Genomic DNA, 22,421 nt, shown 5'->3' on the forward strand with positions numbered 1-22,421 from the left:
GTCCTTAAATCGGCAAAATTTGATATTGTTAGACCTAAGCCAGCCGCCATTCCGCTATGACGCCAGGGGGTAAGCCTATGACGGAGCAAAACCCAACCGCTTTTAGTCGCCTGGTTAACGCGATTACCCAACAGATAGAGCAGGCCCGTGGGCAGGTACGCCAAGCCGTGAATACGGCCATGGTACAAAGCTATTGGGAAATAGGCCGTTTAATTGTCGAGCACGAACAGCAAGGTAATCGCCGTGCCGAGTATGGTAAGCAGCAGCTACAGCAGCTCTCGCAACAGCTAACCGAGCGGCTCGGCAAAGGCTTTGATGTTCGCAACCTACGCAATATGCGCCAGTTTTATCAAAGCTTTCCAAAACGGAACGCAGTGCGTACCGAATTGAGCTGGACTCACTATCGCACCCTCCTGCGAGTGGAGAATCCCCAAGCTCGCGACTGGTATTTGCAAGAAGCCATCAACCAAAGCTGGAGCGCCAGAGCTCTAGAGCGCCAGATTAGCACCCTCTACTACGAGCGACTCCTGGCCAGCCAGGATAAATCCCTAGTGGCGGCAGAAGCCCAACAAAACACTCAGCCACTGGCGGAAAGCGCCAAAGAATACCTGCGTGATCCCTACATTCTGGATTTTCTTAATCTGCAGGATAAAACCTATCAGGAAAGCCAGCTAGAGCAGGCCATTATCAGCAACCTGCAGCAGTTTTTATTGGAGCTGGGCAAAGGCTTTGCCTTTGTGGAGCGCCAGCAGCGCATCCGCTTTGATGACGAGGATTTCTATATAGATCTGGTGTTCTACAACTTCAAACTGAAATGCTTTTTACTGGTGGATCTAAAGCTCGGCAAGCTCAGGCATCAGGATATCGGCCAGATGGATACCTACGTGCGCTTATACGATGAGCAGCGCAAGGGCAGCGACGATAACCCCACCATCGGCTTGGTGCTGTGCAGTGAAAAAAGCGAAGCCGTGGTGAAGTACTCAGTGCTGGCCGAACAAAAGCAGCTGTTTGCGGCGAAATACCTGCCGTATTTACCCTCAGAAGATGAGCTCAAACGCGAGTTAGAGCGTGAACGGGCTCAGGCAGTGGAACAGCTTCAGCAGCAGGGACTGGGCGATGAGTGATCAATAGCACACCCCCAAAAGTAGACTTAGCTAAGCACACTCTATTTCATTAGTATGGGGGTGATGAAGCAGCCGCGACAAAGCCAATTGGCAAAGATGTGGAGAGTAAATCTAATGACATCGCCCTATCCTCCCAGCAACTTTGGCTTTCTAGCAGAGCATGACGCGCTATTTGTCGAACTGGCCGCCGCAGCTGAGCATGCCTTTGTCAGCGACCCCAACACCACCTTGATCAAACTGCGCCAATTGGGGGAAGCGCTGGCCCAGCATATGGCGGCGCTCTCTGGGGTTGAGTTTGATAACCAAACCAGCCAGGCAGATCTGCTCTACCGCTTAAACCGCGAGCTGCACCTGGAACCCCAGGTAAAAGAACTATTCCACACCCTGCGTATTGAAGGCAATAAAGCCACCCATCAGTTTCGTACCCGTCACAAAGAAGCCATGGATGGCCTAAAGCTGGCCCGCGAACTGGCTATCTGGTTTCACCGCTCGTTTGGTAAAGCAGGCACCGCCTTCAAGCCCGGCCCTTTTGTACCGCCCGCCGACCCCAGCGCACAGCTGCGCCAACTTCAAAGCGATATTGAAAAGCTCCGCCACGAGCTTCAACACGCCAATAAAGCGCTGGATAGTAGCCAGCAGCTTAGCCAGCTGGTCGAGCAAGAGAAGCAGGAGTACGAGGCGCTGGCTTTGGCCATGGATGAAGAGTCCCGCGCCCTGGCAAAACAGGCACGAAGCCACGAACAGGCACTAGCCCAGCAGCAACAGGCTTACGAAGCCAAAATCCGCGCCCTGCAAACGCAACTCACCGCCCAGGGTGAAAGCAGCGTTAATCAGCAGCGCCAGCAGGTAGCCAGTAACACCAAAGCAGCCAGCGACACATTAGTACTGAGTGAAGAGCTAACACGCATACTGATCGACCAGCAGCTCAATGAAGCAGGCTGGGAAGCCGATAACCAAGAGATGACCTATCAAAAAGGCGCTCGCCCCGAGAAAGGCACTTACCGCGCTATTGCCGAATGGCCCACTCAGCCAGCGCATCAAACCCATGGCCCAAAGGAACGAGCAGACTACGTGCTGTTTTGCGGCTTAACGCCGATTGCCGTCGTAGAAGCCAAAAAAGAGAACACCAATGTCGCGGGCAAGATTGATCAATCCGAGCGCTATAGCAAAGGCCTGAAGGTTGAGCCACCACTGGTCGGAGCCTGGGAACTCGCAGGGCGAACCATTGCATGGCCCGCTGATGAAGAAGGACACTTCAAAGTACCTTTTGTGTACTCCTGCAACGGACGCCCCTATCTGCCGCAACTTGCTGAGCAATCGGGCACCTGGTTTCGCGATACAAGAGACCCCAGCAACACCCGTCGCGCTTTACCCCACTTTCATACTCCCGGTGGCCTATTAAACCTGCTGGAACGCGATATGGAAAACGCCGACAAGCTGCTCAAACAAGAGCCTTTCGGTTACCTGCGGCTCAGGGAGTACCAGCAAAAAGCAATTCTGGCGACGGAACACGCCTTGGCCCACGGCACCCGCGCTGCGCTGCTCGCCATGGCCACGGGCACTGGCAAGACCCGCACCATTATTGGCCTCATGTACCGGTTTTTAAAAACCGAACGCTTTCATCGCATCCTGTTTCTGGTCGATCGTACCGCCCTTGGTGATCAAGCGATTGATGCCTTCAACGAAGCCCCACTGGAGCAGAACCAAACCCTGAGTAAGATCTACAACGTGGCAGAACTGGGCGATATGGCAGCAGAAGCGGAAACCCGCGTGCAGGTCGCCACCGTGCAAGCCATGGTGAAGCGCATTTTTATGAGCGACCAGCCGCCGCCGATTGATCAATTCGACTGCATCATTATCGACGAAGCCCACCGCGGCTACACGCTGGATCAGGAGATGACTGAAGGCGAGCTGGCCATCCGCGACGCTAGCCAGTACCTCTCCAGCTACCGCCGGGTGCTCGACTACTTTGATGCGGTTAAAATCGCGCTCACCGCCACCCCGGCCAAGCACACCAGCGAGATTTTTGGTAAGCCGGTGTACACCTACTCCTACCGGGAAGCGGTGGCGGACGACTGGCTGATCGACCACGAGCCACCGATTCGCTATGAAACCCTACTGACTCAAGAAGGCATCGAGTTTGAGAAAGGTAAGCCCATCGAGATGGTCAACACCCAAACCGGCGAAGTCGATACCACCGAGCTAGAAGACGAGCTGCGCTTCGATGTCGACGCCTTCAATCGCCAGGTCATCAACGAAAACTTCAACCGCGTGATCTGTGAGCAGTTGGCCGAAGAGTTAGACCCTTTTGGCGACGAAAAAACGCTGATTTTCTGCGCCACCGACCTCCACGCGGACATGGTCAAACGCCTATTGGATGATGCCTTCAAAGCGCTTTATAACGGCAGCTATCAGCAAGCCGCGGTGGCTAAAATCACCGGCAAAAGCGACAAGGTCGACCAACTGATCCGCCGCTATAAAAACGAGCGCTACCCCAATATTGCGATTACTGTGGATCTACTCACCACCGGCATCGACGTGCCCAAAATTTGCCACTTGGTGTTTATGCGCCAGGTGCGCTCGCGAATTCTTTTTGAGCAGATGATTGGCCGCGCTACCCGTCGCTGTGACGAGATTGGCAAGACCGTATTCACCATCTACGACCCGGTAGATATCTACGCCGCTCTGGCGGAGGTCAACACCATGAAACCCCTGGTGCGCGACCCCAGTATCAGCCTTGAGCAGTTGGTAGATGAATTGACCGATGAGCACCAGTTGGAAAATGCGCTCAATAGCCCCGGCGAACAGCAGGGCGAAAGCCAAGCCGATGTCGTGTTAAGCCAGCTCAGTCAGAAAGTCATGCGCGTACTGCGCAAAGCCGAGACCAAAGCGGAAAACAAACCCGCTCTAAAACAAAAACTTAATGACTTACAAAACTTGTGGGGCGTGGAGCCGAACAAGCTCCATGAACATTTACATAAGCTGGGGCCAAGGGAGGCATCCAAGTTTCTTCGCCAGCATAGCGGCTTGATACACCAGCTAGCCGAGGTGAAGCACCTAGTGGGCAGCGAACGTATGCCGGTGATTTCCGAGCACGATGATGAGATACGCGAGCGTAGTCAGAGCTACGGCGTTCATAAACGCCCGGAAGATTACCTGGATAGCTTCAATGCGTTTATCAAAGAGCAGATCAACCAATCTGCTGCCTTAGCCGTGGTGGTTAACCAACCCCGCGACCTGACCCGCCAACAGTTGAAAGACGTCAAAGTGCTGCTGGATAACCACGGCTACTCGGAAGCTAACCTGCAAAGCGCCGTGCGCAACCACACCAACCAGGATATTGCCGCCAGCATCATCGGCCATATCCGCCGCGCCGCCCTGGGCGAGCCGTTAAAACCGTTTGAACAGCGCGTCGCCGATGCCATGGATCGCCTCTACACCCAGCACGACTGGACGCCCAACCAACGCAAGTGGCTAGGAAAGCTGGCCAAGCAGCTCACCAAAGAAGTGATTCTCGACCGGGACACCGTTAACCAGCTTCCCGCCTTTCAGGGCGGCGCCAAACAGTTGGAGAAAGTGTTGGGGGAGCAGTTGGATAGCGTATTAGACGAGTTGAATGAAGCGATGTGGCCAGAAACCGGCTGATTCCTCCTTGATACCACAACGCCAAAAGCGCAGAATCAACAAAATTCTGTTGAATATTGAAGAATATGATCAAAAACCTGAGCTTCAGAAATTTCCACAGCTTTGCCGATGATACCGTCATCGACTTTGCCTTGGGCAAAAAACCCACGCCGTCTGGCTACGATATCGATATCAATGGCGAACGCTACAACAAAGCCATTGCGGTCGTTGGTGCCAACGGCTCAGGTAAAACGCAACTCCTTAAACCGTTGGCATTTCTGAGCTGGTTTGTCTCTAAGTCTTTTCTAGGCAGCGACCCTGATCTTGATATTCCCTTTGCTGTCCATCGGTTACATGCTGACGAACCATGCCGCTTTGAGCTTGAGTTTATGATGGGCGGCATCGACTATCGTTACCAATTGGAACTGACGCCTAAAGAGGTCATTTTCGAAGCACTCTATGCAAGAACGAGTGCCCAATACAGCTATTTATTCAAGCGTGAAAAAACACAGCAAGGGTACAGTTTTAAACAACAAGGCTTTCCGTTTCCTAAAGCCCAAGCCGAGAAGCTGCGTGGCAATACGTCACTGATCAGCGCTGCCCACAGCTACGATATCGCTGAAGCGAAGCCCTTCATCGAGTTTTTTGACCGCTTTGAAACCAATGTGGTCAGCACGGGACGCCGCCATTTTCAGCACGGAGAGGTGATAGGGGCCGCCGCCAATTTTCAGAAAGCCCCCGAATTGCTCCAGCGCATGTCCGATGCCATGAGTACGTTTGATCTCGGCTTAAGCAGTGTCGAGATACGTAAGGAAGAAAACGTGTTTGTCCCTTTTGGCCTGCACAAAACGGATGATGGCCAAGCGTTTGAACTGCCTTTCTTCGAGGAGTCCAGTGGCACTCAGTCTGCGTTTGTGCTGCTTCAGCCCATTTTGAACGCCCTACACAAAGGTGGCATTGCCGTTATCGATGAAATCGACAATGACCTACATCCGCACTTGGTACCGCATCTACTGGGGTGGTTTGAATTTGACCACACTAATCCTCATCAAGCGCAGTTGATCTTTACCTGCCACACGCCAGAAGTATTGAATCTGCTGCAAAAGCATCAGGTCTACTTGGTCGAGAAACGCAACCAAAACAGCGAAGCTTGGCGATTAGACGATATGACAGGGTTGCGTGCCGACGATAATCTGTATGCCAAATATATGGCCGGGGCCCTTGGCGCCACCCCGGAGCTGTAACTGATCATGGCAAGGAAACATACTCCCCAGCGGCGCCATCGTCAGGCAAGTAAAACAGCCCTGTTGATTATCGGCGAAGGCCCAGACGATCAAGCCTTTATCAAACATATGCATCAGCTGTTTCGATCCGACTATTCAGACGTGAAGACGACGATAGAAAAGCAGTCAGGGGGCTCGCCCGGTAATATCATTACCAATGCCACCCGAAAATATGGACACCTGGCATTCGACCAACGCTTTCTTGTGCTGGATGCCGATGTGCCGCCTACCCAGCAGGATCACGACAAGGCCTTAAAATACGGCTACCAGATTATCCTCTGGTTGCCCACCTGCCTTGAAGGAGCCCTGCTAGAGGTACTGGGTGAACGAGTCATCGGCCATGAGACCGCTCAGCAGCTAAAAAACCGTTTACACCCTCGACTGGCTGGCCATCACACCCAGCCAGCAGCCTACGCGGTGCTATTTACCAGAGCCGTGCTTCAGGCATCAGACAATATCTCGGTCAATACCGTCCGCAACGCCCTTGCCGGACAACTTATTTAATCTCTCCGCTCATTCTTAAAGCGGGTTAAAAGGCGCCTTCATGACCCACAACGACATCGTTCAAAAACTCTGGAACCTGTGTGACGTACTGCGTGATGACGGCATCAACTACTCCGACTACGTCACCGAGCTGGTGCTGCTGCTATTTATCAAGATGGTGCATGAGAATACCGAAGCGGGCACCCTGAAGAAGCACCCGCTGCCGGAAGGGTGTCGCTGGACAGATCTGAACAATAAATCCGGCATTAACCTGCTGGACGACTACAAGCGCATTCTGCTCAGCCTCTCCAGCGGCCGCGATGGCACCGGCCGCTTGGTTCATACCGACCCGCTGATCAGCGCCGTGTACGCCGATGCGCAAACCCGCCTACGGGAGCCGCGCCATTTAGAGCAGATGATCAAAACCCTGGATCAGATCGACTGGTTTAGCGCGCAAAAAGATGGCCTGGGCGATTTATACGAAGGCCTGTTGGAGAAGAACGCCAACGAAACCAAATCCGGCGCGGGCCAGTACTTTACGCCCCGCGCGCTGATCAACAGTATGGTGCGCTACCTCAAGCCCCAGCACAGCGAACTTATTCAAGACCCAGCAGCGGGCACGGCAGGCTTTTTGACCGCTGCCGACCAATACATTAAAGAGCACACCGACGACCTCGCCGACCTGGACGCCCAGCAGCAGCTATTTCAGCAAAACAAAGCCTTTGTCGGCATTGAGCTGGTGCCCGGCACCCGTCGCCTGGCGTTAATGAACTGCCTGCTACACGGCATGGAAGGCGATGACGAAGGCGTGGTGCATCTCGGCAACGCCCTGGGCCAAGCGGGCGCAAGCCTCGCCAAAGCCGATGTAATACTGGCCAACCCGCCCTTTGGCACCAGCAAAGGCGGCGACGCCAGCATTACTCGCGACGACCTGACGTTCAAGACCAATAACAAGCAGCTCGCCTTTCTGCAGCACATCTACCGCAACTTGAAACCCGGTGGCCGCGCCGCCGTGGTACTACCGGATAACGTGCTGTTTGAAGCGGGCGTGGGCACCGAGGTGCGCCGCGACCTGATGGATAAATGCAATCTGCACACCATTTTGCGCCTGCCCACCGGCATCTTCTACGCCCAGGGTGTGAAGACCAACGTGCTGTTCTTCACCAAAGGTAGCGCCACGGATAAGCTCCAGGAAGAAGGTTGCACCGAGAACCTCTGGGTGTATGACCTGCGCACCAATATGCCGAGCTTCGGCAAGCGCACCCCTTTTGGCGAGCAGCACCTGAAGCCATTCGAGGCGGTTTTTGGCGATAGCTCTAACGGCCAAAGTGAACGCCAGGAAGGCGAGTGGTCGTTCAACGCCGACGAGATCGCCGTCGATGCCGAGGCCTCGGAAGAAAACCAGGGGGTGAGTGACGACCGCCTCGCCAAATCCCGCTGGCGTTGCTTCAGCCGCGAGTGGATTCGTGACACCAAGGGCGACTCGCTGGATATCAGTTGGCTCAAGGACAAGAACAGCGTGGATGCCGCCAACCTGCCCGAGCCCAGTGTGCTAGCCAGCGAAGCGATGAGCGAGTTGGTTCAGGCGATGGGAGAACTGGATAGCTTGATGCGGGAATTGGGCGCTGAGGAAGAAGCGGATGGGCAACGGGTGCTTTTAAAGGAAGTGCTGGGGGAAGTTAAGTGATGGAGTTTTCGCAAACACCTCCTAATTGGTTGCAGGTCAAGCTAGTCGAGATTGCTACCCTGAATATGGGCCAATCGCCGTCAAGTTCGGACGTAAATGATTTTGGAGAAGGTATAGCTTTTTTCCAAGGAAAGGCTGACTTTGGGAAGCTGCATCCCACCGCACGAAAGTTTTGTACCGCTCCAAAGAAAACTGCAGAATCCGGCGATATTCTGCTGTCGGTTCGAGCACCTGTCGGGCCGACAAATGTCGCAAATCAAAAAACCGCTATTGGCCGCGGGCTGGCTGCGATTAGAGCAGAAGCAAAATATGTCGAACCAAAATTCCTGATTCATTATTTCCGTTGCATTGAGCCGTGGATGAGCCAGCAGGGAACGGGAACTACATTCAAAGCAGTATCTGGAGCTTTTTTAAAAGAGCTCGATACTGTTTTCCCCCCGCTCATCGAACAAAAAGTCATCGCCAACAAACTCGACACCCTCCTTACTCAGGTTGAAAACACCCAGGCCCGCCTTGATGGCATTCCCAAAATCCTCAAACGATTCCGCCAATCCGTGCTGGCAGCTGCGGTGAGTGGGCGGTTGACGGAGGAGTGGCGCAAAAAACACTCAATTCATGACAAATGGCAACAAGTATCTCTCGGAGATCTTATTGAAAACGGCCCTCAGAATGGGATCTACAAGCCAAACAATCTTTATGGCTCTGGTTGCTTAATTATTCGAATTGATAGCTTTTATGATGGCCTAATTGCTAAATGGGAAGGATTGAAACGAGTTCAAGTGGAGCCTTTAGAGATTCAAAAATGGGGAGTTCGTCAGGGTGACATTCTGATTAACCGTGTAAATAGCATCGAATATCTTGGAAAGAGTGCACTCGTTTCTGAATTGATAGAACCAGCCATATTTGAAAGCAATATCATGCGACTGTCCCTTAGGAGAGAGCTGGCAGAACCCAGCTTTATCTCTCTATTTCTGAGAAGCCCAGTCGGGCTGGAGCGGCTAAGGGCCAATGCCAAACTTGCAGTAAATCAAGCAAGCATCAATCAAAACGATGTAAAAAGCTGCCTTTTGAAGTTACCGAAACTCGCTGAGCAAACCGAAATCGTCCGCCGAGTCGACCAACTCTTCGCCCACGCCGACCGCATCGAGCAGCAGGTCGATCAGGCCCTGGCGCGAGTCAATAACCTCACCCAATCCACCCTCGCCAAAGCGTTTCGCGGTGAGCTCACCGAGCAGTGGCGCAAGGATAACCCCGAGCTGATCAGCGGCGAGAACAGCGCCGAGGCGTTACTGGAGAGGATCAAGGCAGAACGGGCGGCGAAAGCGCCAGCAAAACGTACAAGGAAGAAGGCAACGGCATGACGTCCCACCCTACGGCTTCAACCACACAGGCCGAGCGCATACTTTCGTTCTGGCACAAGGTCGAGTTTTTCGAATCCGCCGAGCTCAAGGGCATCGACCACGGTAAGGGCGCCATTCACTACCGCAGTGATGAGTTGCTGGAAGCACCGACCTGCCTGCCGTGGCTGGACTCTGAAAAGGTCAGGCGCGCAGGTAAGGAGTACTGGCCCGGGAAAGCGTATCGCTTCAAACTCTACCTGGGCGTGTTTGCGCGCAGCGAAATTTTCCGCGTGGCCCGCGAAGCGTACCCAGAGAAAACCGACGCCTGGGTGGAGCGCAGCCGCGATGAGGGGCTAACCTGCTCGATGAGCGTGGCGGTGAAAGAAGATGGCTGCATCGATCAAGAAAGTTTTGAGATATCGACCGCCCCCTGGATGCTAGGCGCATTGCAGCAAGGCACGCTGGATGATGCCACGCTGGATGCGTTTGAAACGGCCACGGAGCTGTTTCGCGAGCGGCTCACCACGATTCTCACCGTGGCCGATAACCTCAAACGCGAGCACGGTCTACCGCCCAAGCTCACGACGTTCGAGCTGATCGAACTCCTCAAGGCGATGCAGCGCTGGACTACCTTTGCGCCGGAAAGCGAGTCGCCAGCGTTGGTCGTGCAGCTGTTTTCGTCCACCAAGAACGTCACCGAAGACCCGCCCCAGAGCGAGGTTTTAGAGTGGTCTGCGCTGGGCGATCTTACCCATCGGCTGGAAACGCCAACTCACGACGCTGCCGTTGCGACAGAAGTGTCTGCCGAGTCAGGCGACGCAGCGGTGTCGATCAACGAGATCGCCATTCTCAACAGTTTCTTTATTCGTGACCTAGAAGCGGTTATGAAACATATGAAGACTCAGGGGCTTGCCCCCGGTTCGCCCCTGGCGTGCTATCTGACAGGGGAGAGCCAGCGCCACCCAGACCTTCTGCGACCAGAAGGACGTGAGCTGCTGATGAGCACATTGGCTCCCGAGCGCATGCCTGATGGCCGTTGGCCGGATAAAGACGAGCATTCAATGAGTCTGATGCAACAGTTCGCCATCAACACTATCGATGACACGCTGGCAAAGACCGGGCTTTACTCCGTTAACGGCCCACCTGGCACCGGCAAGACTACCATGCTGCGCGACCTAGTTGCCCGTAACATGGTCAAGCGTGCCGAGGTGCTGGCCTCTCTTTCGTCACCAGAGGCAGCGTTCGGCGAGAATCTGCATGCCAACATTGATGGCGACACCATTATTAAAACGCTGATCCCCGAGCTGACCGGCTTCGAAATGGTGGTGGCTTCCAGCAACAACGCGGCGGTAGAGAACGTCACGCGAGAATTGCCGCAAACCAAGGCGTTGGGCGAGGCCTATCGGGACTTAGCCTTTTTGAAGCCGGTGGGCCAGAAGCTCGCAGCCCCCCACACGCAAAAAGCGGGGACTGAGTTGCATGTTAAAACACTTCCGCCAGAGAAAGATTGCTGGGGACTGATCGCCACATCACTGGGCAAGAAGCGCAATCGCAACACGTTTGGCGAGCGGGTCTTTTTCAAGAAGATTGATCAATGTGTGGCGGAAGGCGAAGCGGCAGACTACTCAACGTTAGTGCCTATGCTCAAGGCACGTGCCGAAGGGCGGGATACCCAGCAGGATTTCCGTGCGGCGCAGCGTGCTTTCCAAGCAGCGTATCAAAGTGTTCAGGCCATTCAAGCCGACCTTGAACGCTTGCAGGCACTGAAACGCCTGGAGGCACAAACCGACGCCGCGCGACGTCAGCTCGAGCACCACAAAGGCGTTGCCGCCCGGCTATCGCTTTGGTTGAGCAACCAGCAGGCCAAGCGGGTGCCCTTCTGGCCGCTAAACGGCTACTGCGCACATCGAGAACGCATCAAGCAAATCAAGCAGCGTGTACAGCGAGCCGAACGGCAGCTGGCCGTCAGCCAGCAGCGCCAGGACTCCTTGGAACGTCGCCTGGAGGCAGAACATCGCGAGTGCGCCCCGCTGAAAGAGCAGTACCGCGACGTGCGATTAGCGGATGACACGCCGGATTTGGAAGCCCCCGACGTGCAACGCACCTCGTTTGGTCACGGCTACGTGTTAAACCAGGCCCGTTCGCAGCTAACGGCACGAGCATTTGAGCTACACGAAGCTTGGCTCGTGGCCGCTTATGATGGTGGCAACAAGCTTTGGCCAACGTTGAAATCGCTCATGCCGGTACTCAACGGCGGCGTTCAGGATCGCGAAGCCGCCAAAGCCGTGTGGCAGATGCTTTTCATGATCGTGCCAGTGGTGTCATCTACGTTTGCTTCGGTGGCCAATCAATTCAAAGCCCTCAAGGAAGGTGAGATAGGCTGGCTGTTTATCGATGAAGCCGGGCAAGCAACGCCGCAACAGGCGGTTGGGGCACTATGGCGAGCCAAGCGCGCAGTAGTCGTAGGCGACCCGCTCCAGATCGAGCCGGTATTTACCGTACCAGCAGGCCTGGTCGAAGCGATGGCGAAGGGCGAATTTGACCGTGATTGGTACAAGTGGTCGCCCACGGTATCGTCGGTTCAAGTCGTGGCAGATCGTGCCAACCCTTACGGCACTAACGAGATCTCTGAAGCATTCTGGGTAGGCAGCCCGCTGCGCGTGCACCGGCGCTGCGATGAGCCGATGTTTAGCATTGCCAATCGCATCGCCTACAACGACAAAATGCTTCACGGCAGCGACACTCTATCGCCCGGCCCAGGCGACAGTCGCTGGTTTGACGTCGAGGGCGACCTTGAAGGCAAGCACTTTGTCCCCGCACAGGCCGAGCGGGTCGCGCGCATGTTGAACCGGCATATGAAAGATAAAAATGAACTGCCCAGCGTCTACATCATCTCCCCATTCAAAGCGGTGGCCCAAGGCCTTCAAGACCACTTATCCAAACACCTTGATGCCAATGCTTTCGGCGACCGTGACGCGCTGAGGGAGTGGCTGAAAGAGCGCGTGGGTACGGTGCATACCTTCCAGGGCAAGGAGGAAGACAATGTCATCATGGTACTGGGGCTATCCGCAGAAGACCCCGGCGCCGCCGAGTGGGCATCCAGCAAGCCCAACTTGCTGAACGTCGCCGTGACGCGCGCTAAAAAGCGCGTATACGTCGTCGGCAGTACCGATATATGGGCAGGTAAGCAGTATTTTTCCGATGCCAAGGAGCTGCTGGCCCAAGAAACGGCATAAATGCTCAGGGCATGGTTCTATTGGACACCTGCCATGCCCCCTCTTCGAGTCGCTACGATCATCTTACTGCGGGAATGGCAATACATCCGCTCGTCTCGACCGTCCAGACCTTGCCGTCTCACGCTTGAGCTTGAGCGGCACTACGTTATCTCCGGCGTCAGGGTGAACGCTTAGGTAACCTGGGCGTAAATTACACAGCATCTCAATCGTCTCTGGCGGCAAGCCAGTCTGGTGAACTAGCTCAGTTCGTTCAAAAATGCCGCTATCTACCAGAAGGTGCGCGCCACGCATCATCAGCTTGGGTTGCTCAAAATCGAGGGCATCATCGCCTGGCTCGCCTTTCGTCCATTTGCGTGCCGAGCGCCCTTTCCATACCCTTAGCTCTAGCTGTTCAGTCAGCAATGACAAATCACGGCAGCGCACAATCATTGATGCTACCGAGACTTTCCAGCGCGATTTGAGTGAAAGCAGGTTATCCAGCGTTGGCCATACGACCTCTTGGGCAAAGCTCTCAGGCGGCATCAAGAAAGCACTGGCAAAGCGCTTGCGCTTCGAGCAGATCATAAAGCTCTTTTTTAGCGTATTGCGCGGCCGGTATTTTGGAGTGCAGCACTACATGCCCAAGTTCGTGCGCGGCGTCAAAGCGGTTACGGATCGCATTGGCTTTGTCTTCAGCGATTAGCACATAGGGTCGGCCATCCAAAACGGAGACATGGGAAACACCGTCCATTTTGACGTGCCCCAGGGTGGCGCGAGTGCAAATAATCCCCGCATTTTCCATTACTTGGATCACGTTTGGGATAGGCGCAGAACCCAACTTCCAAGCCTCTCTGCACTCTCTGGCGATGTCTTCTATTTCTTCATCGCTGATCAACCGGCAGTCGTCTGCATCCAACATCGGGACATTGACTTCTGGCCACTCCATCGCATCCTGGAAGAAGTCAGACCTCTCTTGCAGCCACACTAAATAGAGCTGTGGTCTGTCACGCGCCTGTTTGTGAACAGAGGCTTGAGAACGGAAAAAATAAGGCCGCAGGCTTTCCTGAACGGTAGAAGGAACAGGCTTCAAAAACCACATGCGCGATACTTGAAACACGTGACAAAGGCGCTCAAACGACTCGGCCTCCGGTAGCTGGGTGCCTTTTTCCCAGGCCGACACCGTGCTGGAAGAGCGCCCTAATTGCTCTCCCAGCTCCGCGAGGGTCAGATTTTGGGCCATGCGCAGTTGGTTCAACCGCTGACCTTGAAAGCCATCCCCCCCTGTTCTCATGTCACTCGTTTCCACCTTCACGTTGATCCAGACTCTCGGCGCGACGCATCCTATCACGCAGGGTCGGATAGGCAATATCAACTACCTCATCGCCTGCTTCACTGTAGTACTGCCACAGCTGGCCTACCTCAATATACAAATGAAACCCTGCTGTGGGATCGCTATAGGGAACTGCTATCGTCACACCGATTGGGCTACTGTGATCACTTTTTGACCATTTTTTTGTGTGTGGCAGTAATAAAGCATGTAGAGCGTCTTGGCTTGGCCCTAAAGGTGACGCTGAAATCTCAGAAAGGTCACGTTGCTGCCTTCAAGTTTGGCCAAAATATCATCTTATAAATTGCTTTTAAAGAAAATAGCAACTAATGTGTTGCCATAGACTAAAAAGCAACTTATTTGACGACATCACTATGCCGCTACTGGATCAGATCAAAACGCGCCGTGTTGAGCTGGGTTTCAAGCAGAGTGACATGCAGATGCGGGTGGGAATGTCGCGCCAGCAGTATCAGCGCCTTGAAGCCAGTGGTAACCCACGCCTCAGCACGTTAGAGCTGGTGGCTAAAGGGCTGAATAGCGAGATTATGCTGATCCCCCGTGAGAAGCTCGACGCCGTGTTGGCTCTACTCGCGAGCCATACAACAGACGCAGCGGCTCCCAGTGAGGAAGATACCCGCGATAGCGTCATCGATAATCCATGGAAAGGCTTACTAGAGGATGATTAACCGTACGAAGGGAGCTAAATGGATCGTTTGAGCATTCTGCAGCTTTCTCTGCATGAGAGCGTGGTGGGTCATCTTGCGGGTTACTCCCATGGCAAGAATATCCTGCTGTTCGATGATGAGTTTCGCCACAACCCTGAGCGTCCAACGCTCAGCCTGATTACGCATCCTAATTTCCCTAACGCTGAGGAAATTTTAGCGAGAGACTGGTCGAAGCACCAACGGTTGCATCCTCTGTTATCTAATCTGCTGCCTGAAGGTGCACTGCGTGAACTGCTCGCGCATAGCTTGAAAACCCATATTGACCATGAGTTCTCGCTTCTAGCATGGCTTGGTCTTGACCTCCCCGGCGCACTCATCGCGCGTCCACTCTCGCCAGATAACATCCCCGCGAAGGTACTGGCTCGGTTGCCACACGCACGGCCTGAAACAATTGAATATCCGTCGGTACTAATGCCTGGTAATAAATTCTCGTTGGCTGGCGTACAGATGAAGTTCTCCATGAAGGAGAAAGATGGCCGTTACAACCTGATCCATAGCGCCGTTAATGATGGCAATGAGGAGTTGGGTGAGTGGATTATCAAAACGCCCTCCACCCAGCACGCTTACGTTCCCTTGAACGAATTCTCGGCAATGAAACTGGCGTCCCTTGCAGGCATCGATATGCCGGAAACACGCTTGGTCGCGCTTGATACGTTAGACAACCTGCCTGCTATCCAATTGCCAGAAGACCCCCTGGCGTTTGCTATCAAGCGTTTTGATCGCCAGCGCGGCGTGCAAGGTACCGAGCGCGTTCATATGGAGGATTTTGCTCAAGTCTTGGCGAAATATCCCCATGAAAAGTATGGCTCGGCTAGCTATGATCAAATCGGCCGTATTTTGTACCAGTTTTCCGGTGATGCTATTGCGGATGTCCAGCAGTTTGCCCGACGCCTGCTGGTAAACATTTTGCTTGCCAATGGCGATGCTCACTTAAAAAACTGGAGCCTTTTGTACTCTGATCGCTACACGCCAAGGCTATCACCCGCTTACGACATTGTGACTACCAGCGTATATATGGAAAACGAACGTACTACTGCGCTCAATTTGGCGGGCCAAAAAGTGTGGTATCAAACCTCCATGGAAAGCTTTCAGCAGTGGGCCAAAAAAGCCGATATTCCCTGGCGCTTAATCAAGCCTCACTTGGATGACACCCTTGATAAAGCCCGCACCTTATGGCCTCAAGCACTGACGGAGCTACCAATGCATGAGCCCCACAAGCAGGCACTGCGCGAACATTGGCAGCGTCTTCATACTGATTTTCGTCTGTCTAGCGGTTAACGGCGATTTTTAATAGCGGGAAGCATCACTCAATATTCTGAATCTGCTCCCGCATCTGCTCAATCAGCACCTTCAACTCCACCGCGCAGCGGGTCGTCTCAGCGACCACAGATTTTGATGAAAGGGTGTTAGCTTCGCGATTGAGTTCCTGCATCAGGAAATCCAGCCGGCGGCCTTTGGGGCCTTTCTGGGCGAGCTGGTGGCTAACTTCTTCGATATGCGCCGTTAGGCGATCCAGCTCTTCATCCACGTCGGCTTTTTGCGCCACGAGTACCAGTTCAGCTTCCAGACGCTGAGGGTCGAGTTCAGTTTTGGCGATCTCAAGGCGCTCCAACAGCTGGGCGCGTTGGCGCTCCAGAATCTGTGGCAACAGGCTGCGCACGGTAGCGACCTGTTCACTTACAGCTTCCAGGCGGGTAGTAATCATCTCAGCCAGCTTTTCCCCTTCACGGGCGCGGGCGTCAATTAGTTCATCCAGTGCTTGGTCAAACAGCGTTTTGGCGGCGGCTTTTATGGCGTCTTGGTCAAGGTGCTGGGTTTCCATTACACCGGGCTGGTTGAGAAGCGCAAGTGTGGTGGGCGGCACGGCGCTGGGCACTTGCTGCTGAATGGCGGTTAGCGCATCCGCAACGGCGGCTAGGCGGACGCTGTTAACGGCGGGGGCTTGGGCGGTTTCGGCGCTCTCAAACCTTACGCTGCACTCCACTTTTCCACGGGCCAAGCGGGTGCGTAGCGCTTCACGCAGCACCGGCTCTAAGTCACGCAGGCTTTCATGCAGGCGGAAGTGAGGCTCTAAATAACGCTGGTTCACCGAGCGAATCTCCACCTGCAGCGTGCCAAACGGGGCTGCCTGCTCGATTCGGGCAAAGGCGGTCATGCTGTGTACGCGGCTGGAAGTGGCCATGGCTCATCCTAATAAAGAGTAACGGTGTATAAAGCATTACCAACAGTCTACCCGATAGGCCCATCAGAGCACGCCTAGACGTGTACAATGGAGGGCTTTTCCTTGTTACGTGTTAATTGAGAGGTACTATTTGTGAGCAGTGCTAAGCGTCCTGATGTTGTGCGCCCCAGCGGCCGCGAAGCCGACCAGCTCCGTGAGATTCGCCTGACTCGCGACTATACCCGCCATGCGGAAGGCTCGGTGCTGGTGGAGTTTGGCGATACCAAAGTGCTGTGCAATGCCAGTGTAGAAGTCGGTGTACCGCGCTGGCTACGCGGTAAGAATCAGGGTTGGGTCACCGCTGAGTACGGCATGCTGCCCCGCGCGACCCACACCCGGAGCGGCCGTGAAGCGACCCGCGGTAAGCAAGGCGGCCGTACGCTGGAGATCCAGCGTTTGATTGGCCGCAGCCTGCGCGCGGCGGTTAATTTGAAGAAGCTGGGCGAGTTCACCATTACCGTGGATTGCGACGTGATCCAGGCCGACGGCGGTACCCGTACCGCAGCGATCACCGGTGGCTGCGTGGCGCTGATGGATGCGATCCGTTACTTGCAGCGCGAGAAGAAGATTAAAAGCGATCCTTTCAAGCAGCTGGTAAGCGCCATTTCCGTGGGCATTTATAAAGGCGTGCCGGTACTGGATCTGGACTACCCGGAAGACAGCAAAGCCGATACTGACCTAAATGTGGTAATGACCGAAAGCGGCGAGCTAATCGAAGTACAGGGTACCGCCGAGGCCGGCGCCTTTACCCGTGTGGAGCTGAACGCAATGCTTGATCTGGCCGAAAAAGCCGGTGATGAGCTGCGCGAGAAGCAGCGCGAAGCGCTGGATATTCGCGGGTAATGAAAGTGAGGTGTGAGGTGTAAAGCGTAAAAAAACAACAGGCCAGCACTTAGCTGGCCTGTTGTTTGTCACCCCGGCTAATCAGCAAGGGTGACAGGCGACGCGGGAAAAGTTCGTTGCCTAACGCTTAAAGCGCCAGGTCGTACTCAACGATTAGCGGTGCAAACTCTGAGAAGGTCGCATCGTAATCGATCCACGCGTCGACCACATGGCGGCGGAAGTTGGGGCCGACTAATTGATAGTCGATCCGCCAGCCTTCCTGACGCTCACGGGGTACGTCTTGGTCAAGCTTCGGCCACCAGGTGTATTCACCTGCATCGCGGTTGATTTCGCGGAAGGTATCGATAAACCCGGTAGGGCCAAGCACCTGATCCATCCAGGCGCGCTCTTCCGGGCGAAAACCCGAAGTGAGCTGATTGTCCGACCAGTTGGCCAAATCGACGGTTTTATGGGCAATATGCCAAGTACCGCAGAGGATGTATTCGCGACGTTTGCGCGACATCTTCGTCAGGTACTCTTGGTACTGATCCATAAATGACTGTTTGGCTTTTTGGTCACTTCCATCAGGCATCAAGAAAGAAACGATACTGAAGCGTTCATAATCCGCCTGCAGAAAACGTCCTTCATGGTCACACTGAGGAAACCCCAGGCCATACATAATCGCCTTGGGAATTTTGCGGCAATAGAGTGCCACACCGGAGAAACCATCCTCTTCGGCATCCAGGAAGTAGCCTTCATAGCCTTCCGGATAGAGAATGTGGTCACCCAGTTCAAAACTTTTTGCCTTGATGTTCTGCACGCAGACCACGTCGACATCCTGCTGAGCCAGCCAGTCCAGGAAGCCACGATCGACGGCATCACGAATACCATTGACATTGATGCTGGCAATTTTCATAAATCGTCCCTTTTGCGTCGCTGCTGTATGATACCCGACGTTTAGACGTTTGGGTAAAGGCAGCAGCTAAAACTTGCCATTTACCCTACTTTTATTGTTGCTTTCGTGCCGATTTAAACCTAAGGAGCCTCTGATTAATGTAATGAGCGCAGGCCAGACAAGGCAAAAATCAACGAAAAAGCGGAGTTTACGGGGTGTAAATGAGCATTTTGAGGCGATTTTTAACGCCGTATGGCCAAGCGTAATAGTTAATCAGAGGCTTCCTACCGCCTAGTGAGGAATACCGTGGCTACCACTCTACAACCCTACCAGCGCGATTTCATTGCCTTTGCCATTGAGCAGGGCGTGCTTAAGTTTGGCGAGTTTACGCTTAAATCCGGCCGTGTTAGCCCCTACTTTTTCAACGCCGGCTTGTTTCAGACCGGCCGCGCGCTGGCCAAGCTGGGTCGTTTTTACGCCCAGGCGATTGTCGATAGCGATTTGAACGCCGATGTGCTGTTTGGCCCAGCCTATAAAGGTATTCCGCTGGCGGCCGTTACAGCGGCGGCCTTGGCCGATCATCACGATCTGGATATGCCCTACTCATTTAACCGTAAAGAGGCCAAAACCCACGGCGAAGGCGGCAATATCGTGGGTGCGCCCTTAACAGGTAATATTTTAATCATTGATGATGTGATTACTGCAGGCACCGCGATTCGCGAAGTGATGACGTTGATTGAACAGAGTGGTGCCCATGCCGCGGGCGTTATTATCGCCCTGGATCGCCAGGAGCGCGGTCAGGGCGAGCAGAGTGCTATTCAGGAAGTCCAGGCTCAGTACGGCATGCCGGTGGTCAGTATCGTCACCTTAGAGCAAGTGCTCACTTACCTTGAAGAGCACGCTGGAGGTGAAATGCTTGCCTACGCTGAAGCGATCAGAGCGTATCGCGACCGCTACGGCATTACTCACTGATTAGGCTTGCCCTGCGCCAGCAAAACCTTGCTGGCGCCACGCCTCGTAGCTCACAATAGCCACGGCGTTGGAGAGGTTCAGGCTACGGTTGTTGGGCTGCATGGGCAGGCGCAGTTTGTGCTCAGCGTCTAGCGCTTCGTGTACCTGGGGTGAAAGCCCGCCGGTTTCCGAGCCGAACAGCAGTACATCGCCTGGGGCAAAGTCAGCATCGCTGTAGGTGCGCGTACCTTTGGTGGTGATCGCCCAGATACACCGCCCCTGCATCGCCGCTTGAAAGGCGCTAAAATCCGCGTGGCGAGTGACGTTGTCCAGGTCGCGGTAATCCAGCCCGGCGCGACGTAGCTTCTTCTCTTCCAGGTCGAAGCCCAGCGGCTCAATCAGGTGTAAACGGCAGCCATTATTGGCCACCAAGCGCATGATATTGCCCGTATTGGGCGCCATGCGCGGTTCAAAAAGCGCTACTTCAAACATCGCCACCTGCCTATTGTTCGCCCATTATGCATTGACCAAGCGCCGCCGATTGTAATCGAAAACGCCTAGCAACACTCGCAGAGGATCATCTTCGCCATGACGCCCCCAACGCCCAAGAGCATTCTTAGTCGCATTAAAGGGCTAAACCCACGCCAGCAGGAAGCGGTGCGCTATATCGATGGCCCCTGCTTGGTATTGGCGGGTGCAGGCTCCGGTAAAACCAGCGTGATCACCACCAAGATTGCCTACCTGGTTCAAGAGTGTGGGATGAGCGCGCGTAAAATCGCCGCGGTGACCTTTACCAACAAGGCCGCCCGTGAGATGAAAGAGCGTGTGGGTCAGATGCTTCACGGCAAAGAGGGCCATGGGCTAACGGTCTCCACCTTCCACACCCTGGGGCTGAACATTATTCGCGGCGAGCTGAAAACCCTGGGCTACAAACCGGGCTTTTCCCTGTTTGACCCGGAAGACGCCAAGGCGCTGCTGCGCGATTTGATGAACAAAGACGCCCAGGTGGACGCCGAACAGATCAACGCCGTGCAGAGCAAAATCTCCACTTGGAAGAACGACTTAGTGCTGCCCAGCGATGCGCTCTCGTTTGCCTCGGATGACGATGAGCACTTCGCTGCCCGGGTGTACGAAGCCTACGTGCGCCACCTTAAAGCTTACAACGCGGTGGATTTTGACGATCTGATTTTGCTGCCAGTGGTATTGCTAAAAAACGATGCTGAGGCGTTAGAGCGCTGGCGACGCAAAATCCACTACATGCTGGTGGATGAGTACCAGGACACCAACGTTTCCCAGTACCTGCTGGTGAAGCTACTGATGGCGGAGCGCTCCACCTTTACCGTGGTGGGTGATGATGACCAGTCGATTTACGCTTGGCGTGGCGCCCGGCCTGAAAACCTGATTACCCTGGGGAAAGATTTCCCGCGCTTGAAAGTCATCAAGCTAGAGCAGAACTACCGCTCTACCGCCACAATACTGCGCGCCGCCAACACGCTGATCGCCAATAACCCCCACGTTTACGAAAAGACCCTGTGGTCCGATATGGGTGACGGCGCGCCGATTCGGGTAATCGTGAACCGTCATGAAGAGGCCGAGTCTGAGCGAGTCGCCAGCGAGATGCTTACCCGGCGTATCAAAGAGAAGGCCGAATGGCGGGACTTTGCAGTGCTGTATCGCGGTAATTTCCAGGCCCGTTTGCTGGAGCTTAAGCTGCAGCACTACCAGATTCCTTACAAGCTCTCCGGCGGCACATCTTTTTTCTCGCGCAACGAGATCAAGGACACCATGGCTTACCTGCGTCTGCTAATTAACCCCGCCGACGACAATGCTTTTTTGCGCATCGTGAACGTGCCGCGCCGTGAAGTGGGCCCAGGCACGGTAGAGAAGCTTGCCAACTACGCCACCGAGCGCTCGATATCACTGTTTGCCGCCTGCCACGAGCTGGGGTTGGAACAGGTATTACCGACCCGAGCCGTGGAGCGGCTGTCGCGCTTTACCCACTTTCTCGACAGCGTGCGTAAACGCATGGATCAGGGCGATGCCATTGCCGCCATACGCGACATGCTGCGGGATATGGATTACGAAGCGTGGTTGTATCAAAACGCCAGCGCGCCCACCGTTGCCGAACGCCGCATGGCTAATGTATGGATTTTGATCGACCAGTTAGAGAAGTCGCTTAACCGCGACCCTGAAGAGAGTACCGACGCCACAGAGACCGAAACCGACAGCGTGGAAGCGGCTATTTCACGCCTGGTGCTGCGCGATATTCTCGAGCAGCAGGCGGAAGAGGATGACTCCGATCGCGTGCAACTACTCACCATGCATGCCTCCAAAGGGTTGGAGTTCCCCCATGTCTATTTGATGGGCTTAGAGGAGGATCTGCTGCCCCACCGCAACGCCATCGAAGTAGGCACCGTGGAGGAGGAGCGGCGGCTGGCCTATGTGGGCATTACCCGTGCGCGGCGCACGCTAACCTTGACCCTTGCCCGCCAGCGTAAAGCCTACGGTGAACTAATGGACTGTGCGCCCAGCCGCTTTTTAGACGAGCTGCCTGGTGAGGATTTGGAGTGGGAAGGCCGTGCAGATAAAGAGGATCCGGATAAGAAGCAGGCCCGTGGCAAAGATGCCATTGCCGGGCTGCGCTCGCTACTGGGCTGATTAAGCAGAAGTTATAAACGCAGGTTTTAGAAATGAGGCTTTAAAACAAAAATATCCACAGGGCGA

At 54.6% G+C, this 22,421-nt stretch carries 18 protein-coding genes; 12 read left to right on the forward strand and 6 right to left on the reverse strand.

Annotated features, from left to right (window positions below; all coding sequences use genetic code 11):
• Window positions 1-77 precede the first annotated feature (77 nt).
• The 7 genes from ACFIOZ_RS21795 (at window position 78) to ACFIOZ_RS21825 (ending at window position 12,777) form a co-directional block, all read left to right on the forward strand.
• Window positions 78-1,124 (forward strand): PDDEXK nuclease domain-containing protein, encoded by a 1,047-nt coding sequence (locus ACFIOZ_RS21795; RefSeq protein ID WP_386081271.1) that lies wholly within the window; start codon window positions 78-80, stop codon window positions 1,122-1,124.
• A gap of 114 nt (window positions 1,125-1,238) precedes the next feature.
• Window positions 1,239-4,769 (forward strand): type I restriction-modification system endonuclease, encoded by a 3,531-nt coding sequence (hsdR, locus tag ACFIOZ_RS21800; RefSeq protein ID WP_386081273.1) that lies wholly within the window; start codon window positions 1,239-1,241, stop codon window positions 4,767-4,769.
• 65 nt (window positions 4,770-4,834) lie between these two features.
• Window positions 4,835-5,992 carry an AAA family ATPase gene (locus ACFIOZ_RS21805; protein ID WP_386081274.1) on the forward strand — a complete coding sequence of 386 codons (1,158 nt, stop codon included), beginning with the start codon at window positions 4,835-4,837 and terminating at the stop codon, window positions 5,990-5,992.
• A 6-nt stretch (window positions 5,993-5,998) separates the two neighbouring features.
• Window positions 5,999-6,535, forward strand: coding sequence for a hypothetical protein (locus tag ACFIOZ_RS21810; RefSeq protein ID WP_386081276.1), 537 nt, complete (start codon window positions 5,999-6,001; stop codon window positions 6,533-6,535).
• A 40-nt stretch (window positions 6,536-6,575) separates the two neighbouring features.
• Complete coding sequence (locus ACFIOZ_RS21815) at window positions 6,576-8,201, forward strand: N-6 DNA methylase (protein ID WP_386081277.1); 1,626 nt, start codon at window positions 6,576-6,578, stop codon at window positions 8,199-8,201.
• Window positions 8,201-9,562: a restriction endonuclease subunit S gene (locus ACFIOZ_RS21820; RefSeq protein WP_386081279.1), complete on the forward strand. Its 1,362-nt coding sequence runs from the start codon at window positions 8,201-8,203 to the stop codon at window positions 9,560-9,562. The genes ACFIOZ_RS21815 and ACFIOZ_RS21820 overlap by 1 nt, the downstream gene beginning before the upstream one ends.
• Window positions 9,559-12,777, forward strand: coding sequence for an AAA domain-containing protein (locus ACFIOZ_RS21825; RefSeq protein ID WP_386081281.1), 3,219 nt, complete (start codon window positions 9,559-9,561; stop codon window positions 12,775-12,777). Before ACFIOZ_RS21820 ends, ACFIOZ_RS21825 begins: the two co-directional genes overlap by 4 nt.
• 63 nt (window positions 12,778-12,840) lie before the next feature.
• On the opposite strand, the gene ACFIOZ_RS21830 is transcribed toward ACFIOZ_RS21825, so the two are convergent.
• Genes ACFIOZ_RS21830 through ACFIOZ_RS21840 form a run of 3 tightly spaced genes read right to left on the reverse strand, consistent with a single transcriptional unit; the run spans window position 12,841 to window position 14,186 of the window.
• Complete coding sequence (locus tag ACFIOZ_RS21830) at window positions 12,841-13,341, reverse strand: ImmA/IrrE family metallo-endopeptidase (protein WP_386081283.1); 501 nt, start codon at window positions 13,339-13,341, stop codon at window positions 12,841-12,843.
• A complete protein-coding gene (locus tag ACFIOZ_RS21835) occupies window positions 13,289-14,047 on the reverse strand; it encodes a helix-turn-helix domain-containing protein (protein WP_386081285.1) in 759 nt (252 codons plus the stop codon). Before ACFIOZ_RS21835 ends, ACFIOZ_RS21830 begins: the two co-directional genes overlap by 53 nt.
• Before the next feature lies 1 nt (window position 14,048).
• Window positions 14,049-14,186: a hypothetical protein gene (locus ACFIOZ_RS21840; protein WP_386081287.1), complete on the reverse strand. Its 138-nt coding sequence runs from the start codon at window positions 14,184-14,186 to the stop codon at window positions 14,049-14,051.
• Window positions 14,187-14,457: 271 nt separating this feature from the next.
• Here ACFIOZ_RS21840 and ACFIOZ_RS21845 point away from each other — a divergent pair, with 271 nt between their 5' ends.
• Window positions 14,458-14,769, forward strand: a complete 312-nt coding sequence (locus ACFIOZ_RS21845; protein WP_386081289.1) for a helix-turn-helix domain-containing protein — start codon at window positions 14,458-14,460, stop codon at window positions 14,767-14,769.
• Window positions 14,770-14,787: 18 nt separating this feature from the next.
• A complete protein-coding gene (locus ACFIOZ_RS21850) occupies window positions 14,788-16,086 on the forward strand; it encodes a type II toxin-antitoxin system HipA family toxin (protein WP_386081291.1) in 1,299 nt (432 codons plus the stop codon).
• Between the two features lie 25 nt (window positions 16,087-16,111).
• On the opposite strand, the gene ACFIOZ_RS21855 is transcribed toward ACFIOZ_RS21850, so the two are convergent.
• Window positions 16,112-16,990, reverse strand: coding sequence for a YicC/YloC family endoribonuclease (locus ACFIOZ_RS21855; protein ID WP_386081293.1), 879 nt, complete (start codon window positions 16,988-16,990; stop codon window positions 16,112-16,114).
• A 159-nt stretch (window positions 16,991-17,149) separates the two neighbouring features.
• Between ACFIOZ_RS21855 and rph the strand changes: the two genes are divergently transcribed.
• Window positions 17,150-17,872 carry a ribonuclease PH gene (gene rph / locus ACFIOZ_RS21860; protein WP_386084158.1) on the forward strand — a complete coding sequence of 241 codons (723 nt, stop codon included), beginning with the start codon at window positions 17,150-17,152 and terminating at the stop codon, window positions 17,870-17,872.
• Window positions 17,873-17,999: 127 nt separating this feature from the next.
• On the opposite strand, the gene ACFIOZ_RS21865 is transcribed toward rph, so the two are convergent.
• Window positions 18,000-18,767 carry an exodeoxyribonuclease III gene (locus tag ACFIOZ_RS21865; RefSeq protein ID WP_226249025.1) on the reverse strand — a complete coding sequence of 256 codons (768 nt, stop codon included), beginning with the start codon at window positions 18,765-18,767 and terminating at the stop codon, window positions 18,000-18,002.
• Window positions 18,768-19,052: 285 nt separating this feature from the next.
• Here ACFIOZ_RS21865 and pyrE point away from each other — a divergent pair, with 285 nt between their 5' ends.
• Entirely contained in the window at window positions 19,053-19,718 is a 666-nt protein-coding gene (gene pyrE, locus ACFIOZ_RS21870; protein ID WP_386081295.1) for an orotate phosphoribosyltransferase, read from the forward strand.
• Here the strand turns inward: pyrE and ACFIOZ_RS21875 are convergent, their stop codons facing one another.
• Complete coding sequence (locus ACFIOZ_RS21875; protein WP_386081297.1) at window positions 19,719-20,189, reverse strand: tRNA (cytidine(34)-2'-O)-methyltransferase; 471 nt, start codon at window positions 20,187-20,189, stop codon at window positions 19,719-19,721.
• Window positions 20,190-20,285: 96 nt separating this feature from the next.
• Here ACFIOZ_RS21875 and rep point away from each other — a divergent pair, with 96 nt between their 5' ends.
• Window positions 20,286-22,355, forward strand: a complete 2,070-nt coding sequence (gene rep, locus ACFIOZ_RS21880) for a DNA helicase Rep (protein ID WP_386081298.1) — start codon at window positions 20,286-20,288, stop codon at window positions 22,353-22,355.
• Window positions 22,356-22,421 lie beyond the last annotated feature (66 nt).

The organism is Vreelandella sp. F11 (assembly GCF_042466685.1).
Taxonomy (GTDB): Bacteria; Pseudomonadota; Gammaproteobacteria; order Pseudomonadales; family Halomonadaceae; genus Vreelandella.

Coding starts and splice junctions, on each gene's coding strand:
- hsdR (WP_386081273.1), top strand. CDS start 1,239: ATGACATCGCCCTATCCTCCCAGCAACTTTGGCTTTCTAGCAGAGCAT.
- ACFIOZ_RS21815 (WP_386081277.1), top strand. CDS start 6,576: ATGACCCACAACGACATCGTTCAAAAACTCTGGAACCTGTGTGACGTA.
- ACFIOZ_RS21830 (WP_386081283.1), bottom strand. CDS start 13,341: ATGATCTGCTCGAAGCGCAAGCGCTTTGCCAGTGCTTTCTTGATGCCG.
- ACFIOZ_RS21855 (WP_386081293.1), bottom strand. CDS start 16,990: ATGGCCACTTCCAGCCGCGTACACAGCATGACCGCCTTTGCCCGAATC.
- ACFIOZ_RS21805 (WP_386081274.1), top strand. CDS start 4,835: ATGATCAAAAACCTGAGCTTCAGAAATTTCCACAGCTTTGCCGATGAT.
- ACFIOZ_RS21825 (WP_386081281.1), top strand. CDS start 9,559: ATGACGTCCCACCCTACGGCTTCAACCACACAGGCCGAGCGCATACTT.
- ACFIOZ_RS21875 (WP_386081297.1), bottom strand. CDS start 20,189: ATGTTTGAAGTAGCGCTTTTTGAACCGCGCATGGCGCCCAATACGGGC.
- ACFIOZ_RS21850 (WP_386081291.1), top strand. CDS start 14,788: ATGGATCGTTTGAGCATTCTGCAGCTTTCTCTGCATGAGAGCGTGGTG.
- ACFIOZ_RS21795 (WP_386081271.1), top strand. CDS start 78: ATGACGGAGCAAAACCCAACCGCTTTTAGTCGCCTGGTTAACGCGATT.
- ACFIOZ_RS21820 (WP_386081279.1), top strand. CDS start 8,201: ATGGAGTTTTCGCAAACACCTCCTAATTGGTTGCAGGTCAAGCTAGTC.
- ACFIOZ_RS21810 (WP_386081276.1), top strand. CDS start 5,999: ATGGCAAGGAAACATACTCCCCAGCGGCGCCATCGTCAGGCAAGTAAA.
- ACFIOZ_RS21865 (WP_226249025.1), bottom strand. CDS start 18,767: ATGAAAATTGCCAGCATCAATGTCAATGGTATTCGTGATGCCGTCGAT.
- ACFIOZ_RS21845 (WP_386081289.1), top strand. CDS start 14,458: ATGCCGCTACTGGATCAGATCAAAACGCGCCGTGTTGAGCTGGGTTTC.
- rep (WP_386081298.1), top strand. CDS start 20,286: ATGACGCCCCCAACGCCCAAGAGCATTCTTAGTCGCATTAAAGGGCTA.
- ACFIOZ_RS21835 (WP_386081285.1), bottom strand. CDS start 14,047: ATGAGAACAGGGGGGGATGGCTTTCAAGGTCAGCGGTTGAACCAACTG.